Raw genomic sequence first — 19,861 nt, 5'->3', positions numbered from 1 at the left:
TTACCATTTGATAAAATTTCAGACCTGTGCCAGCCTGATTCGTACCAACAGGTGAGCCAGGAGACGCAAATGTCCCAAACCAGACTGTCGCCCGGAATTGTTTCCGGTCGGCTGACACCCGATGAATTGGCCGCGAATTTCACGGATGTCGCGCCCCCCTTGGCCCCTCACGAGGCACGGGTTGCGGCAGATCGCTGCTATTTCTGCCACGACGCCCCCTGCATCACGGCTTGTCCGACCGGAATCGATATCCCTCTGTTCATCCGCCAGATCGCCACGGGCACGCCCGACGCGGCGGCGATGACCATCTTTCACGCCAATATTCTTGGCGGCATGTGCGCCCGTGTGTGCCCGACCGAAAACCTTTGCGAAGGTGCCTGCGTGCGGATGGATGCGGAGGCGGAACCGGTCCGGATCGGTGCCCTGCAGCGCTATGCGACAGACGGGCTGATGGCGCAGCAGGGTCATCCCTTCCGTCGCGCCGACCCGACCGGCAAGCGCATCGCCGTCGTGGGCGCAGGACCGGCCGGCCTGTCCTGCGCACATCGTCTGGCGGCGAAAGGGCACGATGTGACAATCTTCGATGCGCGCGGCAAGCCGGGCGGACTGAACGAATACGGCATCGCCAGCTACAAGACGGTCGACGGCTTTGCGCAGGCAGAGGTCGAATGGTTGATGGGCATTGGCGGGATCACGATCGAGACACGCAAGGCGCTGGGACGCGATCTGACGCTGGAAAGCCTGCAGAATGATTTCGATGCGGTCTTTCTGGGCATCGGCTTGGGCGCGGTGAACGCCTTGCGGGCGGAAGGCGAGGGTTTTCGGAACGTCCAGGATGCCGTGGATTTCATCGGCGATCTGCGGCAATGCGGCGATCTTCTGTCGCTGCCCATCGGACGTGACGTGGTGGTGATCGGTGGCGGCATGACCGCCGTCGATGCCGCCGTGCAGGCACGGCTGCTGGGGGCCGAGAACGTCACCATGGTCTATCGCCGCACGCGCGACCAGATGGGGGCTTCGCAGCACGAACAGGATCATGCCGCCAGCAAGGGCGTGCGCATCATCACCGGCGCGGCGCCCGTCGCAGTGATCGGCGACGATGATCATGCCGAAGCGGTCGAGTTCGCCTATACCGCCGTGGTCGAAGGCCAGGTCCACCTGACCGAGAACCGGTTCCGGCTGAAGGCGGATCAGGTTTTCAAGGCGATCGGACAGCGGCTGGAAAAACCTCTGGACGCGCTGAAGCTAACGGGCAGCGGCAAGATCGCGGTTACGGGGCCCGGCAGAACCAGCATCGAACGTGTCTGGGCTGGCGGCGACTGCGCGGCGGGTGGCGATGACCTGACCGTGACGGCGGTGGCAGAGGGCCGTGACGCGGCCGAGGACATCGACGCCCGGCTGATGGGCCGCCCCGTGGAAATCCCCGGCTGAGAAAGGGCAGGAACATGACCGATCTGCGCAGCGACTTCGTGGGGATCAAGTCCCCGAACCCGTTCTGGCTGGCCTCGGCGCCGCCGACCGACAAGGAATACAATGTCCGGCGCGCCTTTCAGGCCGGCTGGGGCGGCGTGGTCTGGAAGACCCTGGGATCCGAAGGTCCGCCGGTCGTCAACGTCAACGGTCCGCGCTACGGGGTGATACACGGCCCCGACCGGCGGGTGCTGGGGCTGAACAATATCGAACTGATCACCGACCGCCCGCTGGAGGTGAACCTGCGCGAGATAAAGTCGGTCAAGCGGGACTATCCCGACCGGGCGCTGATCATCAGCCTGATGGTGCCTTGCGACGAGGACAGTTGGCGCGACATCCTGAAAAGGATCGAGGATACCGGCGCTGATGGGGTCGAACTGAATTTCGGCTGCCCCCACGGGATGAGCGAGCGCGGCATGGGCAGCGCAGTCGGTCAGGTGCCGGAATACATCGAAATGGTGACCCGTTGGGTGAAGCAGTATTCCCGCATGCCCTGCATCGTGAAGCTGACGCCCAACATCACCGATGTCCGCAAGCCCGCCGAGGCCGCGAAACGCGGCGGCGCGGACGCGGTCAGCCTGATCAACACGATCAATTCGATCACCTCGGTCGATCTGGACCTGTTCGCTCCGCAGCCGACCATCGACGGAAAAGGCGCCCATGGCGGCTATTGCGGCCCCGCGGTCAAGCCCATCGCACTGAACATGGTGGCCGAGATCGCCAGACACCCAGAGACGCGCGGCCTGCCGATCAGTGGCATCGGCGGCATCACCACATGGCGCGATGCAGCCGAATTCATGGCTCTGGGTGCCGGCAACGTGCAGGTCTGCACCGCCGCGATGACTTACGGGTTCAAGATCGTGCAGGAAATGATCTCGGGCCTGCGCGACTATCTGGATACGCACGACATGGCGCTGTCGGACCTGATCGGTCGCGCGGTGCCGAATGTCACCGACTGGAACCAGCTGAACCTGAACTATGTCACCAAAGCGGTGATCGATCAGGATGCCTGCATCAAGTGCGGCCGCTGCTATGCCGCATGCGAAGATACCAGCCACCAGGCCATCGCGATGCGGCCGGGACGGGTCTTCGAGGTCATCGAAGAGGAATGCGTCGCGTGCAATCTGTGCGTCGATGTCTGCCCGGTCGAGGACTGCATCACGATGCGCGAACTGGCCCCGGACGAGACGGATCTGCGCACCGGCATCCCGCGCGGCGGCTATGCCAACTGGACGACGCATCCGAACAACCCGATGTCCAAGGCTGCGGAATAGGCCCTGCCCGTCCGCTGTCGGACAGGGCCGGATGACCTGCCGCCATCCGGCCCTGTCTGTCTTTCCGGGTGAACTGCCGGGTCAGGCCGTCGGCGCGCCAAAGACATCCGCGGTGATGCCCTTGTACCAGCCGATGCTTTCCTCATAGGTCTGGCGGCGCAGATCCGTGTCCTCGCCGGTCTTCGAAACGAAACTTTCGACCGACGAGATTTTGTCCTCTGACGGCTCGTAAGAGGCGCCGACCTTGACCCCGTCACCATCGGCGATCAGCGACCAGCAGGTATTGCTGTAGCGCGCCGGGAACGCCCTGCTGCCGGTCAGGTCGGCGCGGATGACATTGGCTGCGACCTTGGCCTGGCTGTTGGCCGAGAATCCCGATTTCGGCATGTCGCCCTGCGCAGAACTGTCGCCCAGCACGAACACATTCTGGTCCAGCCGCGACCGCATGTCCTGGGGCGTGACCGGCGCCCAGCCCGTGTCATCGGTCAGCCCCGCATCCGCCGCGATCAATCCCGCCTTCTGTGCGGGAATGACGTTGCAGACATCGGCCCTTTCGGCCTCGCCATCGATGACGATCTCCATCGTCTGGGGGCGCACCTCGACATTGTTGCCTCCGAAATCGGGGCCGATCCGGGTGATCATTCCTGAATAGTGCTTTTGCCAGCCTTCCTCGAACAGAGCCTGTTTGGAAAAGCTCTCCTTCGGATCGAGAATCAGGATCTTGGCGGTGGGGTTCGACTGTTTCAGCAGGTGGGCGACCATCGACACCCGTTCATAGGGTCCCGGCGGGCAGCGATAGGGGTTCGGCGGTGCCACCATGGCAAAGGTGCCCCCCTCGGGCATGGCTTCGATCTGCGCCTTCAGCAGTTGGGTCTGGCTGCCAGCCTTGTAAGCATGAGGCATGATGTGCTGACTGGACACATCCCAGCCCGGCACCGAACCCTCGACGAAGTCGATACCCGGCGCGACCACCAGTCGGTCATAGCCGACGCTGCCGCCGCCGCCCAGGCGAACCGTCCGCGCGTCACGATCCACCCCGATCGCCCAGTCATGGACGACGTTTACGCCGTTGTCCGAGGCCAGGTTGGCATAGCCGTGGCCAAGCGCGTCATAATCCCAGAACCCGCCAAGGTAGAGATTCGAGAAATAGCAGGTGTAATAGCGCCGCGTCGGCTCGATCAGCAGCACATCAAGGGCGCCCTCGCTGTCCTTGGCCAGATAGCGCGCGACCGTTGCGCCGCCGGTGCCGCCGCCGATCACCACGACACGGGGTCGCGCCTGCGCCATGACCATCGGCGCCGGCAGCAGGGCCGTTCCGGTTACCATTCCGGTCATCGCCAGAAAATGCCTTCTGTTCCAACTCATCGTCTTCCTCCCTGTTTTAGCGGCCGGCTTTTGCGGCCTTGCGGACGGCTTGCTGCCGTCAATCTGTCCCGCACCCGAATTTAGCGTCCGCCGGGGACGGGAAACTCACTCACCGATCTGTTCGTAATAGGCTGCAAGCGCGGCGATCTGTTCATCATCCAGCCGCCCGGCCATCATCTGCATCACCGGATGGGGGCGCAGCTTGACCTTGTAGGCGTGCATCGCCGCCATGAAATCATGGGCGGGCCAGCCGGTGATCGCCGGAATACCCTCGGCGCTGCCATCGCCCTGATGGCAGGTGGCGCATTCCTGGGCCAGGTATTCCCCATATTCCGGGTCGCCAACCAGCGCTGCGGTTTCGGGTGGCAATTCGAACAGGATCGCCTTGGCCGTCGGGGCCGATTCGGGAATATCGCCGGGCTGCGCCGAGTGGGCGCGCAGGAAGGCCAGCAGATCCTGTCTGCGAGGGGCATCGGCGATACCATCAAAGATCATCGCTGTATCGCTGACCATCGCGACGGGATTTGCCAGAAAGGCGTCCAGCGTCTCAAGCTGCCAGATCAGACCGTCAGCCCCCATCCGCTGAAGCGCGGGCGAATAGTCGAACCCCTCGATTGCACCCGCAGGGCGGTCGAAGATGCCGGTCAGCTGTGGCCCGACCTGATACGTGGCACCCTTGCCGATCTGATGGCAGGCGGCGCAATCCTCGGCAAAGACCGCGGCGCCGGCTTCGGCATCGCCGATCGGAACCGCCCCTTGCTGGTGGTCCGACCGGCCTTGCGTCGCCGCCGTCGCCAGCATGATGGCCGTCGCGACCACCCGCATATGTCGTGCTCGCCTGAAGCTGCGATTCATCGATGCCCCCTCCGCCCTGTTCGCCATTCGAACATAACACAGAATCGCAATATGTTTCTTGGAAGATCGCGGTCCGCGTTCCAGCGCCACTGGCGCGCGATCATGTAGCTTGGCGCCCCGACGTCTCGAACCACCGCCTGTAGATGCGCCCGGACGTCTTGAGGAGGCAGGTCCACAATGCAAAAAAGCGGCCGAGGGAACCTCGGCCGCCTTGTGCGTCCCGTGATGGCCGGGGACTGTCCCCGGCCCTGCGCGGGACCGAATGCGAAGCCTGTCCTCAGCTTTTTGCCAGCGGACGAAACTCTCCCTTCGCCTCGGACATCAGGCTGACGACGATGATCGCGGCCATCGCAAGGATGAAGCCGGGAATGATCTCATAGACGCCGGGCCCGCCCATGAAGCTGGAGTTCAGCCCCAGCCAGGTCCACACCATCACCGTCACCGCACCGACGATCAGGCCCGCAACCGCCCCGCGTCCGGTCATCCGGGACCAAGTCAGCGACAGGATGATCAGCGGCCCGAACGCGGCACCAAAGCCCGCCCACGCATGCGCGACCAGCGACAGCACGTTGGAATCGGGATCGCGCGCGATGATCGCGGCCACGATGCCGACCGCCAGAACGGCGACTCGGCCCACAAGGACCAGGGTCTTCTCATCCGCGTCGCGATTGAGGAACAAACGATAGAAATCCTCGGTCAGCGATGACGACGACACCAGAAGCTGGCTGCTGACGGTACTCATGATCGCGGCAAGAAGGGCGGCGAACAGGAAGCCCGTGACCAATGGGTGGAACAGCAATTCGGCCAGCACGATGAAGATCGTTTCGGGGTCGTCGATCGTCAGCCCGTTGCGCACCACATAGGCGCGGCCAAAGATCCCCAGACCGATCGCACCCAGCAGCGACACGGCCATCCAGCCCATGCCGATATTGCGCGCTGTCGAGACTTCGCTGACGCTGCGCACGGCCATGAAGCGGACGATGATATGCGGCTGGCCGAAATAGCCAAGTCCCCAGGTCACCGCCGACAGGAAGCCCACCACGGTCAGACCCTGCGTCAGAGACATGAAGTTCGGATCGACGCCGGCCAGGGTTTCCTGCGCCTGCGCGAAACCGCCGCCGCCCGGCCCCATCAGCACGACCAGCGGCATGATGACCAGCGCCAGCATCATGATGCAGCCCTGCACGAAGTCGGTCAGGCTGACGGCCAGAAAGCCACCAACCACCGTATAGGCCAGCACGACGCCAAGGGTCAGCCAGACACCGACCTGATAGCTGCCATCAAAGGCGCTGGCGAACAGCTTGCCGCCGCCGACCAGCCCCGAGGCGGTATAGACCGCGAAAAACACCACGATCACCACCGCCGAAATGACCCGCAGCGGCAACGCCTGCGTCGGAAAGCGATTGGCCAGAAAGCCCGGAATCGTCAGAGAGTTGTCATAACGCTCGGTCTGCTCGCGCAGTCTGGGTGCGACGATGATCCAGTTGGCCAGCGCGCCCACGAACAGACCGATCCCGATCCACGCCTCGACAAGCCCGGCCGCATACAGCGCGCCCGGCAGACCCAGCAGCAACCAGCCGCTCATGTCCGAGGCACCGGCGGACAATGCGGCGACGGCCGGCGGCAGGTTGCGGCCGCCAAGCATGTATTCTTCTGAATTGGATGTGGACTTGCGCCACGCATAAATGCCGATGGCAAGCATCAGCAGGAAATAGAGGATCAGACTGATCCAGACTCCGGTTGCCATAATTTCTTCCTTCTTATTCGCGCCATTCGATCTCGAAATCGTGACAGATCACGCCGCCCGGTGCAAACAACGGACGGACGGCGCGTCGGCACCAGGCGCGAAAAGAGATCAGAGCCGATAGATCCGGGCGAATTTTTCTTCCAGATAGTCCAGCAGCGGATCCGGCGAAATCGGCGAACCGGTCGCCTCTTCGATCAGCCGGCGCGGCCGTTTCAGGCCGCCGTGCCGCTGGATGTTCTCGCGCAGCCATTCGACGCCCGGTCCGCCGTCGCCTTGGCCAAGCGCGTCGTCCAGATCAGGCACCGCCTCGCGCATCGCGGCGTTCAGGCAGCCGGCATAGACATTCCCCAGCGCATAGGTCGGGAAATAACCGAACAGGCCGACGGACCAGTGGACATCCTGCAGCACTCCATTGGCGGGGCGATCCACGGCAACGCCGAAATCCTTGAGGAACCGGGCGTTCCATGCCTCGACCAGATCGCTGGTGTCCAGCTTGCCCGAGATGAGGTCGCGTTCCAGATCGAAGCGCAGCATGATGTGCAGATTATACTGCACCTCGTCCGATTCTGTGCGGATGTAACCGGGCGTCACGCGGTTCACGGTTGCATAGAAGGCATCTGCGTCGGTGATGTTCAGGCCATCGAACGCGTCCGACATGCGATTGAAAAGCCAGCCGGTGAACGCCCTGCCCCGGCCCATCTGATTTTCGTAGATCCGGCTTTGGCTTTCATGAACCCCCATCGACACGCCGCGCCCCAGCGGCGTGAAGGCATAATCGGGGTCGATGCCCAACTCATAGCTGGAATGGCCGACCTCGTGGATGGTCGAATAGATGCAGTTGAAGGGGTCTGTCTCAAACACCCGTGTGGTGATGCGGCTATCCTGCCAGCGCCCGGAACTGAAGGGATGCACCGCCATGTCCATCCGCCCGCGCGTCCAGTCATAGCCGAAAGCGGTCGCGCAGGTGCGCGCCAGCCGCAGCTGGGTTTCCTGCGGGAAGTGACCGGCCAGGGATTGCGGCTGGAATTCTGCCCCCAGCACATCCTCGCGCAGGGCCACCAGACGTGGGCGCATCGCGTCGAAGACCTGCGCGATCTCGGTCGCGGTGGTGTCGGGTTCGTAATCCTCCAGCAGCGCATCATAAGGATCGCCGCCATCGGCCAGTGCCGCGGCTTCCTCGCGCTTCAGCATCAGCACCTGATCCAGCGTCGGCAGAAAATCCTCGGGCGCTTCATTCGCGCGGGCCTCGGCCCAGATGCCCTGCGCCAGCGAGGTGGTCTTGGCAAGTTCGCTGGCCAGACGCGCCGGAACGCGGCTGGCGCGGGTGAAATCGCGGCCGATCAGTTCGACGATCCGCGTCTCGACCTCGTCCCGAGGCTCGGCGGCGGCCAGCCATTCGCCCAGGCGCGGGTCGGTTCGCCGGTCGTGCAGCACCTCTTCGATGGCGGCCATTTCTTCGGCGCGCTGTTCGGTCGCGCCGCGCGGCATGACGGTTTCCTGGTCCCAGCCAAGACGTTCCGCGATCGAGGACAGCGCCTCGGTTTGGCGCTGGAAGGCAAGCAGATCGTCGAAAGCACTCATTTGATGGTCCCCCTCACCGAGGTTTCGCGCGGATATCGCGCATGTGCGCGGGCGCGTAGGATCAGCGTGAACAGCGCAACCGCGCCAAGCTGATGGGTCAATGCCAGCGGCAGCGGCGAGGCATGCATGACGTTCATGATGCCAAGACCGACCTGCACCACCACCATCACGAGCATCGCCGTGAACGCACCGCGCGTGACGGGATGGGGCGAACGGCGCGACCGCAGCCAGACCACCAGCGCGAAGATCGCCAGCAGATAGCCCGCCATGCGGTGAATGAACTGAACAAGTGCCGGGTTCTCAAAGAAGTTCCGCCAACCAAGCGTATCGTCCCAGATGGCTGCGGGGATCCATTCCCCGCCCATCGTCGGCCACCCGGTATATGTCCGCCCCGCATCGATGCCCGCGACAAGCGCGCCGATCAGGATCTGAAGAAAGGCCAAATGCATCAGGCCCGTGGTCATCGAGAACAGTTTCTGTTCGCCCGCGCGGCGGGCGCGCATCAATGCTGCCTCGGGTCGGCCCAGAAGCAGCACATACCAAGCGATCAGGCCAAGGATCAGGAAGGCGATGCCCAGATGTGTGGCAAGCCGGTACGACGCGACCCGCGTCATCCCGTCGACCAGCCCGGAACTGACCATCCACCAGCCGATCGCCCCCTGAACGCCGCCCAGCACGCCGATCCCGAACAGGCGCGGTGTCCAGCCGGTCGGAATTCTGCGCGTCGCAAGAAAGCCAAGAAAGCCCGCGGCCCAGACAAGGCCGACCAATCGCCCAAGCAACCGATGCGACCATTCCCACCAATAGATCCACTTGAACCCCGCCAGATCCATGTCGGGATTGACCTCCGAGAATTGTGGGATCTGCTGATAAGCGTCGAATTCCGCTTGCCAATCCGCCTGAGACATCGGCGGCAGCGCGCCCGTGACCGGCGCCCATTCGGTGATCGACAGGCCCGATCCCGTCAGCCGTGTCGCCCCACCCAAGGCGATCATCGCGGCAACCATGGCAAACAGGATCACCAGCCAGACCCGGATCGCGCGGCGCGCGCCCTTGGGCGCGGCGTCGATCATGCCGGTCTGCACCGTCTGGCGCGGGGCGGTCTGGTCCGAGACTTCCTCGAAAACGGGGCGCTTGGCCATTTTCGGCTCCTTTGACGTCGGGCGGAGGTTAGGTTGCGTCTATCGGCGGGTCAATTGCCGCAAGACGCCATGCAGGATGCGGACATCGCCGCGTGTCAGCGTCAGGCGCGACCACATGTTGCGCAGGTTAAGGCGCATGGATTCGGCCTTGGTTTCGGGGAAGAAAAACCCCGCCTCGGTCAGCTTTTCCTGATAGTGATCGCCCAGACGCTCGATCTCGACCCGATCGGCCAGCAGCTCTGCATCCGCCTTGCGGGCATGCGGCGCGGGTTCGGGCGGCAAAGTGTCGCGGCCCCATTCATACCCCATCAGCAAGACAGCCTGGGCAAGGTTCAAAGAGGGAAAATCAGGATTGACCGGTACTGTCACGATGGCATTCGCGCGCGCGACATCATCATTTTCCAGTCCCGCGCGTTCGGGGCCGAAGATGATCGCGCAGCGGCCGTCATGGGCGCGGGCCTTTTCCATCGCGGTGGCGGGCGTGAAGACCGGCTTTGACAGTTCACGTCCGCGCGCGGTCGTGGCGAAGGCATAGTCGATGCCCTGCATCGCCTCGGCCAGCGTCGGGAAGACCCGGGCGTGGTCCAGCACCCTGCCCGCCGCGCCCGAGGCCATCGCGACCGCCTTCGGATTCGGCCAGCCGTCGCGCGGATCGACCAGCCGCATTTCGGTCAGGCCGAAATTCAGCATGGCACGCGCAGCGGCACCGATGTTTTCGCCCATCTGCGGGCGGACCAGGATCATGACGGGTTGGCGGCTGTCTTGCATGGCGGTTCGCATAGTCCGTCTGGAAGCCAGCGGCAAGCTGCGCTATCTGCGTGCGATACGAAGGAGAACATGATGTCCGAAGGCCCGCAGCTGTATCTGATGACCCCCGCAGGCGCCCAGGCATCCGCGCTGGGACCCATGCTGACCGAGGTGATGGACCGGTTTCAGGTCGCATGTCTCAGGATTCGCGGCGGCGCCGAGGAGGATGAGTTGTCCCGGCTTGCAGACCTGGCGCGCGAGATCGCCCACGCCCGCGACGTGGCGGTGGTGATCGACGACCATGTGAAGCTGGCGCAGCGTCACGGCCTTGACGGCGTTCATCTGACCGATGGCGCGCGCGGGGTTCGTCTGGCCCGCAAGGAACTGGGCGCCGATGCTGTGGTCGGCGCATTCTGCGGATCGTCACGCCACGAGGGAATCACCGCGGGCGAGGCTGGCGCTGACTATGTCAGTTTTGGCCCTGTCGGCGACAGCGCGCTGGGGCGCGGCGGACCGGCGCCGTTGGAACTGTTCGAGTGGTGGTCGGAAATGATCGAACTGCCGGTGGTGGCAGAAGGCGCGGTGACCCGCGAACTGATCACCCAGATGTCGTCTGCCTGCGACTTCATCGCCATCGGCCCCGAAATCTGGTCCGAGGATGACCCACTGTCGGCGCTGACCGCGTTGTGGGGATAGGTTCGCCCCTCGGCAACCTGACTGCTGCTAGAGCATGACCGGGCTGCGATCGCCTGCCGCGAACCGGCGCAGGACGGCCGGATACAGAAGATGTTCGTGCACCAGCACACGGCTGGCCAGCACCTCGGGCGTGTCGTCGGGCAGGATAGGCACGCGTGCCTGACCCAGGATCGGGCCGGCATCAAGTTCCGGCGTGACCTCGTGAACGGTCACCCCGGCTTCCCGATCGCCCGCAGCGATGGCGCGGGCATGCGTGTTGAGCCCAGGATAGCTGGGCAGCAGCGACGGGTGGATATTCAGCATGCGCCCTGCGAAGCGCGTCACGAATTCAGGCGTCAGGATCCGCATGAAACCCGCAAGACAGATGATGTCCGGTTGCGCATCCAGCAGCGGTTTCAGCAGCGCGGCCTCGAAACCGGCCCTGTCGCGCGGAAAGTCGCGATGATCGACCGAAGCGGTGGGAATTCCCAGCCGTTCGGCGCGCGCCAGCCCCGCGGCGCTCGGGTCGTTCGAGGCAACCAGAACCGGTCGCGCGGGATGATCGCCTGTCATGTCCTCGACCAGCCGCAGCATGTTCGAGCCGCCGCCGGAAATCAGGATCGCGACGCGTTTCACGCAAGCGTCCCGCTGTAGCGGATGCCCGCATCGGCACTGACCTGACCAATCCGGTGAACGGTTTCACCTTCGTCGGTCAGCAGCCCCGACAGCGCATCGGCCCGGTCAGCCTCAACGACCAGAACCATGCCGATGCCGCTGTTGAAGGTCTTCAGCATCTCGGCCTGTTCTATGCCGCCAGCCTCAGCCAGCCACGCAAAGACCGAAGGCAGAGGCCAGGCCCCCAGATCGATGTCGGCCCCAAGATCGTTGGGCAGAACGCGCGGCAGGTTCTCGGTCAGACCGCCGCCGGTGATATGGGCCAAGGCATGCACGCCACCGGCACGGATCGCGGCCAGCGCCGGTCGGACATACAGCCGCGTCGGAACCAGCAATGCTTCGCCCAGGCTTGCCTCGGCGAAGGGCGCGGCGTCGTTCCAGCCCAAGCCCGCATGTTCGGCGACCTTGCGGACCAGCGAATATCCGTTGGAATGCACCCCGTCCGAGGCCAGCCCCAACAGCACATCGCCCGCCTTCACATCACGCGGCAGCGCAGTGCCGCGCTGCATCGCCCCCACCGCAAATCCCGCAAGGTCGAAGTCGCCGTCGTGATACATGCCCGGCATCTCGGCGGTTTCGCCGCCGATCAGAGCACAGCCGGCAATTCCGCAGCCGCGCGCGATGCTTTCGACGACACGCGCGCCCTCGTCGACGGACAGCTTGCCGGTCGCGAAGTAATCAAGGAAAAACAGGGGCTCTGCGCCCTGACAGACCAGATCGTTGACGCACATCGCGACAAGATCCTGACCAATGCCGTCCAGATGCCCGGTGTCGATTGCGATACGCAACTTCGTACCCACCCCGTCGGTGGCTGCCACCAGAACGGGATCATCATAGCCTGCCGCACGCGGATCGAACAACGCACCAAACCCGCCAAGCGCATCCATGACGCCGGGCCGCGCGGTGGCCGCAGCCGCAGGCTTTATCCTGTCGACCAGCGCATTGCCCGCGTCGATATCGACGCCCGCATCGCGATAGCTGATCCCGTTTTTCGTCATCACCACCCCCGGGCTGAAATCTGCGCCTCCGATAACGGATGCCGCCCTGTTCGGCAACGGCCAACGCAGAGGTTGCGCTTGACCGCCCAATGACCCGGCAGTAGTCAGACCTCGCTGCATGGGCCTGTAGCTCAATTGGTCAGAGCAGGGCGCTCATAACGCCTTGGTTGGGGGTTCAAGTCCCTCCGGGCCTACCATTCAGCTTCCAATACATTGCTTTAGTTGTATTTTCACAATCTTGCGCTGGGACAACCTTCCTTGCGGCACTTACACAGATATCATTCGGTCAGCGCACCATTCCCCTTCGGCTTCGCGCCGCAACGCAGATTCCGAGGAAACGACACTAAGGGTCTTCGCGGCTTCATGCGCCGTCACAAGGCCGTCCGCGGGCCAGTCCGGAATACGACGCATCCTGTCTCGGGCCGCCGCTCTATTCGTCATCGAAACGCGGAACTTGCGCGACACGGACGGGATTGCAGCTGTCATAAGATCAAGCCGGGCGACACATGCGTGCCTTCCGCCATACCATCCATGAGCCATCTGCTGCACAAGGTCCGTCACCAGCCCTGTTGCAGATGCACGGTGAAGGAACACCACCACGGTCGTGATCCGGTTTCCTCGCACGATCACCCGATCCAGGACTTCGGCCCAAGCGCGATCCGGTTCGTCGTCAAGTGTCGCATGAATTTCCGTTCGTGCAACTTGCGTCGTCAGACCGGGCGCCGCGTGAACGCGTGCATCAGGATAGGCAACAGCCTATTGATCCAGGAATTTGTGGTGCAGGCTGTTTGGGGCGATACTATGCCCGACGGATCCTAGCGCATCGAGAGTACAGCGCACATCCTGTATCATCTCCACAGGAGACCAGACCCATAGCCCACCGTAACGCGGCTGTCGTATCACTGCCATGCGTGTGGGACGTTAAGTCAGCCGCACCTGCCACGGCGGGGCCATCAAGCAGACAAGTCCCTGAACACAAATGTGTCACCAATAAACCGATGCTTTGCTGTGGCGCTTCACTCCGAAGAGACGCGGAGGCGGGATATCTGTCCAAACCCATTAGCTGTTCTGTCAACACAATCGTTCGGGGCCACTTCGGCATTTCTTGCCTTGGATCTGAGCCAAACAGTAACCTAGCGCGCGCATTGGTGAGGATATTCTACCGCTCGCTATCGCTGCGGCCTTTTTCGCGGCGCAACGTCACATCCCGTTTGAAACGAAAAAGACTTGATCGCATAGAGACGTCAGTCAATCCTGATCTCCGGCAGCAGGCCAGTCGAGGATTGCCGCCCATATAACTCGTTTTTCGAAGGCGCCCCCACTATGCCGAGAACTTATACATACGACAATAATTTCGACAATACCGATGGCGATGGCGACAACCTTGACGGCGCCACCCTGACAACGATCGGCACTGGCGTTGGAATAACCAACTCTCCCCTGTCGGCCGGCACCGATAACGAACTGGTGTTCGTGTCGGTCCAAGGCACTCCTACCAATTCTGCCACATATGAAGGCGCATTGCTGAGCACCGACCCGAACCTGACCGGCAACGAGTATGTGTCGAGCTTTACCGCGTCGATGCGCCTCGACATGTCCGAGATTGGCGACTCCGTGCTTGGCCCCTCAGGCAACTATCAACCTGACGGAATGTCGTTCAGCTATGGCGATCTCGGCACCTACCGCCCCAACGTCATTCCGACAGGCGGACGCCTGGACTATGAACAGGGCGTGTCCGAGGGGCTGAGTGTGCGGATCATCCCCTATTCGGGGTCAGCGACGGGTCGCGGGTCGATGCAGATCACCTGGAACGGCAACGTCATCGGCACGACCAACTTCACAGGTTCTGGCAGCCGCGACAGCCTTTCCGTACGTCAGGCCGAGTCCGATTTCAACATTTCGGTGTCGGATACCGGATCGGTGTCCGCGTCATTCGGCAGCTTTACAGTCTCGGGCACAATTCCGGGCAACCAATGGGCGACGGCGGATCAGAGCGGCTGGGATTTCGGAATCGGCGGCCGCAGCGGTTCGGCCGGTGGGACGATCTATGTCGATGATGCGCAGATCAACGCCACGATTACGTTCTGCTTTGCGCGCGGCACCATGATTGACACACCGGCAGGACCCATTGCGGTCGAGCGCCTACGTTGTGGAGACGAGGTGGTGACACGGGATAGCGGCGCTCAGCAGATCAGGTGGATTGGAGCCCGCAGCCTGGGGTCCGAGGAATTGCGGCAGAACCCGAACCTTCGACCCATACGCATTGGCGCCAATTCTCTCGGCCCCGCGATGCCGCAGACCGATCTTGTTGTCTCGCCACAGCACCGGATCCTTGTATCTTCGAGCATCGCGCAGCGCATGTTCGGCACTGCCGAGGTCCTGGTTGCAGCCAAGCAGTTATTGGCGCTTGAAGGGGTCGAGGTGGTCGAGGATGAGGATTGGGAGCAGGTGGAGTATTTCCACTTCCTGTTCGAGCGGCACGAGATCGTCAGGTCCAATGGCGCCTGGACCGAAAGCCTTTTCACCGGCCCCGAGGCCTTGAAGGCCGTTGGCCCGGCCGCGCGGCGCGAAATAGCGATGTTGTTTCCGGAGATCGTTGCTCGTGACTTCAAACGTCGCCCGGCGCGCCCGCTGGTCAAGGGTCGCCAAGGCCGCAAGATGGCCGAACGTCACGCGTCCAACCGGAAACCAATAATGTGCTGATCAGAGCGGCTGGCAAAAGATCTTAAGCTCAGGCGATCATGATCAAAGTGATCTTCATGGCTGGCGGACAACAAGCCAGAAAGGCGCTGTGACCGGGGCCACTAGCGGTTCTGCATTGCCTCTCGATAGATCTGCACCATTCGATCGACCTTGGCTTCCCAGTCAAAGTCGCGCCGCACGATCTTCTGGCCCGCCTGCCCCATACGCGCACGCAGGTCAGGGTCATGCGCCAGCGTCGCGAAGGCGCCCGCCAAACGCTGCGGGAAGTCATGGCGGGGGACCGGATGGACCAGAATGCCGCTTTCGGCGTTCAGATAGTCCAACGGGCCGCCCCACGCGCTGGCCACGACCGGCAGGCCCATCGCCATCGCCTCCAGCACCACCGCACCACCACATTCGCGCAAAGAGTTCAGCACCAGCGCATCCGACATTGCCAGAACCTGCGCACAGCGTTCCTGCGGCTGGAAGCCATGAAAGGTGACATGATCCGCGATGCCCAATTCGTCGGCCAGCGTTTCCAGTTCCGCGCGTCCCTCGCCGTCCCCCAGCAGGTCCAGCGTCACGTCCGATCCGGACTCGCGGGCGATGGCGACGGCCCGCAGCGTGATGTCGATGGCCTTCCAGCCGACGAACCGGCCCAGATAGACCAGTCGAAGGCAATCGGGCCGCGGATCGGGGCGCTGTTGCTGGGGCGCGCGCCAGCGGGTGAAGTCGATGCCGTTCTCGATCAGGGTCTCGACATGCGGATGGCGGGGGTTCGGCAGCGCGCGGCGCGTGCGTTCATTCGCGACCAGCAGCGCCGCCGCCTTGTGCTTGCCGGGATTGATCCGGTTGAACAACAACGCGACGCGGCGCCCCAGCGCGATCGAAGCGCGCGTCGCGCCACCCTCGTAGTCTTCGTATCCTGAGGGATAATCCATCCCGCCATTCATGGGACCGATCACCAGCGGCACGCCGAACCGGTGCAGGTTCGACGGCATCAGTGGCGAGACAGGGATCGGCTGGTGGATCAGGTCCACCTCGCCGCGTGCGATCAGCTGTCGGATGAGCCGGGCCTGATACAACTCGTTCAGCCATGTCATCAGCCCGCCGCCGATCAGGTCGCGCACCCGTTCAGGCATGCGGCCGAACGCGCGCCAGATCATCCGGTGCCAGCGCGTGTCTGGCACGAAATGCATGTTTTCGGGATCGCAGTCCGGCAGCGCCAGCAGTTCCTGGGCGTTTCGGTTATGGGCGATCAACTGCACCGGGTGGCCGCGCCGTGACAGGATGCGGAAATAGTTCAATGGCAGAAACGCCTCGCCGCCGAAACGGGCCGAGGCATTGGGTGCGACGATCAGCACCTTGGGAAGTCCGGGATCAGGCATTGCACTTCACTGTTACTCGTGACGCGGCCTTTATCGACCAGCAGACGCCCGAGGGCAAAGAATTTCGCCACTTCCAATGCAGGGCCACGCCGATTAGACCGGCGCGGACCGAAGGATAGACCCATGACCCAGATCACCCCGCAGCCCGGCATCATGGATATCGCGCTTTATGTCAGCGGCGAAAGCAGTCTGGCAGGGCACGATCGGGTGCTGAAACTTTCATCGAACGAAAATCCGCTGGGATGCAGCGACAAAGCCCGTGTGGCATTTGCCGCTGCTGGTGCAGATCTGCACCGCTACCCCTCGACCGATCATGCCGGATTGCGCGGCGCCATCGGCGAGGTGCACGGGCTGGACCCCGATCGGATCATCTGCGGGGTGGGATCGGACGAGGTGCTGCAATTCATCACCCAGTCCTATGCCGGGGTCGGCGATCAGATCATCACGACCCAGCACGGTTTTTCGATGTATCCGATTCTTGCGCGCATGGTCGGCGCGCAGCCCGTGACCGTTCCCGAGACCGAACGCCGGATCGACGTCGAGGCAATTCTGGCCGCCGTCACCGACCGGACACGCATCGTCTTCATCGCCAATCCAGCCAACCCGACCGGAACGATGCTGGGTGAAGACGAATTGCAGCGCCTGGTGGATAGCCTGCCCAACCATGTCATCCTGGTTCATGACGGTGCCTATACCGAATTCGCAGGCGGATTCGATGGCGGCGTGTCGCTGGTCGACCGGCATCCGAACGTGATCATGACGCGCACCTTCTCGAAGATCCACGGTTTGGGCGGGTTGCGGATCGGCTGGGGCTACGCGCAGCGGGATATCATCGACGTGCTGAACCGCATCCGCCAACCGTTCAATCTGTCGAACGCGCAGATGGCCGCGGCCGAGGCTGCAATCCGCGACACCGAATTCACCGCACATTGCGCCGATCTGAACGACCGGATGCGCGCGCGGATGCGGGATTCCCTGATCCAGATGGGAATCGGCTGCGACCACAGCTTCGCGAATTTCGTGCTGGCGCGGTTTTCGGACCCGGATCAAGCCGAGGCCGCCGACGCGGCGCTTCGCGCGGACGGAATACTGGTGCGGCGGGTCGGCGGTTATGGCCTGCCTGCGGCCCTGCGCATCACCGTAGGGGATGAGCAGGGCTGCAACCGGGTTCTGGACTGTCTCGGCCGTTTCATGGCGGACCGGAGGGACGCATGAGTGTGATCTATGACCGGGTGGCGCTGATCGGGCTGGGCCTGATCGCCGGATCGATGGCACACGCGATGCGCGATGGCGGTCTGGCCGGCGAGATCGTGGGTTACGCCCGCAGCGCCGAGACTCGCGACATCGCCCGCGAGATCGGTCTGTGCGACCGGGTCGAGGACAGCGCCGCTGCCGCCGTCAGGGATGCGGATCTGGTCGTTCTGGCTGTGCCGGTCGGCGCCATGGGCGATGTCGCGGCCGAAATCGCGCCGCACCTGAAGCCCGGCGCGACGATCACCGATGTTGGATCGGTCAAGCAATCCGTCATCGACGCGGTGGACCCGCATCTGCCCGCAGGCGTGCACTTCATTCCCGGCCATCCGCTGGCCGGAACCGAACATTCGGGCCCGCGGTCTGGTTTTGCCACGTTGTTCCGCAACCGCTGGTGGCTTTTGACCCCCCTGCCCGACAGCGACCCCGACGCGGTCGCCCGCTTGTCGGATCTGGTCCGGGCGATGGGTGCCAAGACCGACAACATGGAAGCCGGACATCACGATCTGGTCCTTGCCGTGACAAGCCACGCCCCGCACCTGATCGCCTATACGATGGTCGGCGTGGCCGACCATCTGCGCCGTGTGACCGATGAGGAAGTGATTCAGTATTCCGCCGCCGGGTTCCGCGATTTCACGCGCATCGCGGCCAGCGACCCGACCATGTGGCGGGACGTGTTCCTGCATAATCGCGAGGCGACGCTGGATATTCTCGGCCGCTTCACCGAGGAGCTTTTCGTGCTGCAACGCGCGATCCGCATGGGCGACGGGCAGCAGTTGTTCGACTATTTTTCGCGTACGCGTGCGATCCGCCGCGGCATCATCGAGGCCGGTCAGGACACCGAAGCGCCCGATTTCGGACGCGTGGCAACAACACCCAAAGCCTGACCCGCCGCCGCCTATTGCGGCAACGGGAAGACTGGCGCGGCGCCGATCTCGATATCGCCCAGAAACAGCTTGCCGTCCTTCATCGTTACCGGCAGCCGCAATTCACCTGCGGCAGGTTCGGGCAGGCTCAGCCCGTCATCGCGGCCCCCCTCCGGAAACGGCATCCGTCCGATCCCGTTCAGCAGCGCCGAGACCAGCATCTCAGCATCGGACGCGATCAAGCCAGCGTCGCTGGCCTGGCGCAGCAACTCGGATGCATCCTCGGTATAGATCGCCAACCGACCCTCGATGTGCCCATGATCGCCGCGCCAGAGGAACCCGGCAAGGCGTGCCCTAAGCGCTCCGATCCGCAGATCCAGGCCGGTGCTGCGTATTCCGACTGGCCAGACCGATTGCGCAGGCGCGCCAAGGCTGCGAGGTCCGACGATCCCGTTCAGCCAGATCGTCGCCGGTCCCTCGATGGTAACCTTGCCAGGCAGTGCCAGCGACGGCATTCCCAGCGCAACCAGCGCGTCAGGCTCAATCCCTTGCAACCCAAGCTGCATGTCATAGGCCGATCGGGCTTTGGCGGGGGCAAACGGGCCGAGCCCGGTCATCGCGGCCGACAGCACGATCCGGTCCGCCAGACCCTGCGCGTCCAGCGTGACCGGCCCGCTGTCCACGCTCGCGCGCGCCACGGCGCCGCCATGCAGCGGCGCGACACGAAGGCTTAGCCCCCCGTTCGTGATCCCCAGCGCATGATCGCGCCCAGCATGCCGCAGCATCGCCTGATCCGGCAGCCCGGCCTGCGCCGTCGTCAGCGACAACGGCGCGATCCACAGTTCCAGCCAAGGAAGGGCCAGCGAGAAGCGGGGGTCCTGATAGCTTGCCTCGTCCAGCCGTACACCGATTCGGTCGATCCTGCGCATGGGCTCGGTCGCGGCCACCTGCAGCCCGGGATCCGCCTCTGCCTCGCGCATGATCCTGTTGGCAAGCCAGGTCTCACCGCCGATCCACAATCCCGCGACCGCCAGAAGAAGAAGCAGAATCAACCCTGAAAGAATGCGCATCCGTTACCTGCCCAATGCCACAGCATTTTAAGCCCGGCATAGTGGCGGTCCGGGCCGCAGGGCTTTCATCGCGCT

The 19,861-nt window shown here is 63.6% G+C and carries 16 protein-coding genes and 1 tRNA gene; 7 read left to right on the top strand and 10 right to left on the bottom strand.

The features are described from left to right. Positions 1–69 precede the first annotated feature (69 nt). On the top strand, positions 70–1,431 hold the full coding sequence (locus MU516_RS03870; RefSeq protein ID WP_260275880.1) for an NAD(P)-dependent oxidoreductase: 1,362 nt from the start codon (positions 70–72) through the stop codon (positions 1,429–1,431). Between the two features lie 14 nt (positions 1,432–1,445). Beyond that, positions 1,446–2,744, top strand: a complete 1,299-nt coding sequence (gene preA, locus MU516_RS03865) for an NAD-dependent dihydropyrimidine dehydrogenase subunit PreA (protein ID WP_260275878.1) — start codon at positions 1,446–1,448, stop codon at positions 2,742–2,744. A gap of 81 nt (positions 2,745–2,825) precedes the next feature. On the opposite strand, the gene MU516_RS03860 is transcribed toward preA, so the two are convergent. The 6 genes from MU516_RS03860 to MU516_RS03835 form a co-directional block, all read right to left on the bottom strand. Further along, a complete protein-coding gene (locus MU516_RS03860; RefSeq protein WP_260275876.1) occupies positions 2,826–4,109 on the bottom strand; it encodes an NAD(P)/FAD-dependent oxidoreductase in 1,284 nt (427 codons plus the stop codon). Positions 4,110–4,214: 105 nt separating this feature from the next. Beyond that, positions 4,215–4,964, bottom strand: a complete 750-nt coding sequence (locus MU516_RS03855; RefSeq protein WP_260275875.1) for a c-type cytochrome — start codon at positions 4,962–4,964, stop codon at positions 4,215–4,217. A 277-nt stretch (positions 4,965–5,241) separates the two neighbouring features. Further along, the gene (gene putP / locus MU516_RS03850; protein WP_260275874.1) at positions 5,242–6,711 is read right to left on the bottom strand and encodes a sodium/proline symporter PutP; all 1,470 of its coding nucleotides are present in this window, start codon (positions 6,709–6,711) and stop codon (positions 5,242–5,244) included. A gap of 108 nt (positions 6,712–6,819) precedes the next feature. Continuing rightward, positions 6,820–8,292 carry a carboxypeptidase M32 gene (locus MU516_RS03845; protein WP_260275873.1) on the bottom strand — a complete coding sequence of 491 codons (1,473 nt, stop codon included), beginning with the start codon at positions 8,290–8,292 and terminating at the stop codon, positions 6,820–6,822. Next, entirely contained in the window at positions 8,289–9,434 is a 1,146-nt protein-coding gene (gene ctaA / locus MU516_RS03840; protein ID WP_260275872.1) for a heme A synthase, read from the bottom strand. The genes MU516_RS03845 and ctaA overlap by 4 nt, the downstream gene beginning before the upstream one ends. A gap of 39 nt (positions 9,435–9,473) precedes the next feature. Then, positions 9,474–10,202 carry an RNA methyltransferase gene (locus tag MU516_RS03835; protein ID WP_209056454.1) on the bottom strand — a complete coding sequence of 243 codons (729 nt, stop codon included), beginning with the start codon at positions 10,200–10,202 and terminating at the stop codon, positions 9,474–9,476. Positions 10,203–10,274: 72 nt separating this feature from the next. On the opposite strand from MU516_RS03835, the gene MU516_RS03830 reads away from it, so the two are divergent. Next, positions 10,275–10,877 (top strand): thiamine phosphate synthase, encoded by a 603-nt coding sequence (locus MU516_RS03830; protein WP_260275871.1) that lies wholly within the window; start codon positions 10,275–10,277, stop codon positions 10,875–10,877. A 27-nt stretch (positions 10,878–10,904) separates the two neighbouring features. Here the strand turns inward: MU516_RS03830 and purN are convergent, their stop codons facing one another. After that, complete coding sequence (purN, locus tag MU516_RS03825) at positions 10,905–11,492, bottom strand: phosphoribosylglycinamide formyltransferase (protein WP_260275870.1); 588 nt, start codon at positions 11,490–11,492, stop codon at positions 10,905–10,907. Beyond that, the gene (gene purM / locus MU516_RS03820) at positions 11,489–12,529 is read right to left on the bottom strand and encodes a phosphoribosylformylglycinamidine cyclo-ligase (RefSeq protein ID WP_425606805.1); all 1,041 of its coding nucleotides are present in this window, start codon (positions 12,527–12,529) and stop codon (positions 11,489–11,491) included. The genes purN and purM overlap by 4 nt, the downstream gene beginning before the upstream one ends. A 120-nt stretch (positions 12,530–12,649) precedes the next feature. Between purM and MU516_RS03815 the strand changes: the two genes are divergently transcribed. Both MU516_RS03815 and MU516_RS03810 read left to right on the top strand, forming a co-directional pair. Beyond that, positions 12,650–12,726 (top strand) — tRNA-Ile (locus MU516_RS03815). 1,126 nt (positions 12,727–13,852) lie between these two features. Further along, a complete protein-coding gene (locus MU516_RS03810; protein WP_260275868.1) occupies positions 13,853–15,232 on the top strand; it encodes a Hint domain-containing protein in 1,380 nt (459 codons plus the stop codon). A 101-nt stretch (positions 15,233–15,333) separates the two neighbouring features. Here the strand turns inward: MU516_RS03810 and MU516_RS03805 are convergent, their stop codons facing one another. Further along, entirely contained in the window at positions 15,334–16,599 is a 1,266-nt protein-coding gene (locus tag MU516_RS03805) for a glycosyltransferase family 4 protein (protein ID WP_260275867.1), read from the bottom strand. A 123-nt stretch (positions 16,600–16,722) separates the two neighbouring features. Here MU516_RS03805 and hisC point away from each other — a divergent pair, with 123 nt between their 5' ends. Both hisC and MU516_RS03795 read left to right on the top strand, forming a co-directional pair. Then, a complete protein-coding gene (gene hisC, locus MU516_RS03800) occupies positions 16,723–17,814 on the top strand; it encodes a histidinol-phosphate transaminase (RefSeq protein ID WP_260275866.1) in 1,092 nt (363 codons plus the stop codon). Continuing rightward, a complete protein-coding gene (locus MU516_RS03795; protein ID WP_260275865.1) occupies positions 17,811–18,737 on the top strand; it encodes a prephenate/arogenate dehydrogenase family protein in 927 nt (308 codons plus the stop codon). The genes hisC and MU516_RS03795 overlap by 4 nt, the downstream gene beginning before the upstream one ends. A gap of 11 nt (positions 18,738–18,748) precedes the next feature. Here MU516_RS03795 and MU516_RS03790 read toward each other — a convergent pair whose 3' ends face one another. Beyond that, positions 18,749–19,786 (bottom strand): DUF2125 domain-containing protein, encoded by a 1,038-nt coding sequence (locus tag MU516_RS03790; protein ID WP_260275864.1) that lies wholly within the window; start codon positions 19,784–19,786, stop codon positions 18,749–18,751. Positions 19,787–19,861: the final 75 nt, after the last annotated feature.

This window comes from Paracoccus maritimus (assembly GCF_025195095.1).
In the GTDB taxonomy this organism is placed as follows: Bacteria; Pseudomonadota; Alphaproteobacteria; order Rhodobacterales; family Rhodobacteraceae; genus Paracoccus; species Paracoccus maritimus.
Note: the sequence above shows the minus strand (reverse complement) of the source record. Positions and strands in the feature narration are given on the sequence as shown.

What these genes read in the sequence shown, in the direction of transcription:
- MU516_RS03870 (WP_260275880.1), top strand. Translation starts at nt 70, where the DNA reads ATGTCCCAAACCAGACTGTCGCCCGGAATTGTTTCCGGTCGGCTGACA.
- preA (WP_260275878.1), top strand. Translation starts at nt 1,446, where the DNA reads ATGACCGATCTGCGCAGCGACTTCGTGGGGATCAAGTCCCCGAACCCG.
- MU516_RS03860 (WP_260275876.1), bottom strand. Translation starts at nt 4,109, where the DNA reads ATGAGTTGGAACAGAAGGCATTTTCTGGCGATGACCGGAATGGTAACC.
- MU516_RS03855 (WP_260275875.1), bottom strand. Translation starts at nt 4,964, where the DNA reads ATGAATCGCAGCTTCAGGCGAGCACGACATATGCGGGTGGTCGCGACG.
- putP (WP_260275874.1), bottom strand. Translation starts at nt 6,711, where the DNA reads ATGGCAACCGGAGTCTGGATCAGTCTGATCCTCTATTTCCTGCTGATG.
- MU516_RS03845 (WP_260275873.1), bottom strand. Translation starts at nt 8,292, where the DNA reads ATGAGTGCTTTCGACGATCTGCTTGCCTTCCAGCGCCAAACCGAGGCG.
- ctaA (WP_260275872.1), bottom strand. Translation starts at nt 9,434, where the DNA reads ATGGCCAAGCGCCCCGTTTTCGAGGAAGTCTCGGACCAGACCGCCCCG.
- MU516_RS03835 (WP_209056454.1), bottom strand. Translation starts at nt 10,202, where the DNA reads ATGCAAGACAGCCGCCAACCCGTCATGATCCTGGTCCGCCCGCAGATG.
- MU516_RS03830 (WP_260275871.1), top strand. Translation starts at nt 10,275, where the DNA reads ATGTCCGAAGGCCCGCAGCTGTATCTGATGACCCCCGCAGGCGCCCAG.
- purM (WP_425606805.1), bottom strand. Translation starts at nt 12,529, where the DNA reads ATGACGAAAAACGGGATCAGCTATCGCGATGCGGGCGTCGATATCGAC.
- MU516_RS03810 (WP_260275868.1), top strand. Translation starts at nt 13,853, where the DNA reads ATGCCGAGAACTTATACATACGACAATAATTTCGACAATACCGATGGC.
- MU516_RS03805 (WP_260275867.1), bottom strand. Translation starts at nt 16,599, where the DNA reads ATGCCTGATCCCGGACTTCCCAAGGTGCTGATCGTCGCACCCAATGCC.
- hisC (WP_260275866.1), top strand. Translation starts at nt 16,723, where the DNA reads ATGACCCAGATCACCCCGCAGCCCGGCATCATGGATATCGCGCTTTAT.
- MU516_RS03795 (WP_260275865.1), top strand. Translation starts at nt 17,811, where the DNA reads ATGAGTGTGATCTATGACCGGGTGGCGCTGATCGGGCTGGGCCTGATC.
- MU516_RS03790 (WP_260275864.1), bottom strand. Translation starts at nt 19,786, where the DNA reads ATGCGCATTCTTTCAGGGTTGATTCTGCTTCTTCTTCTGGCGGTCGCG.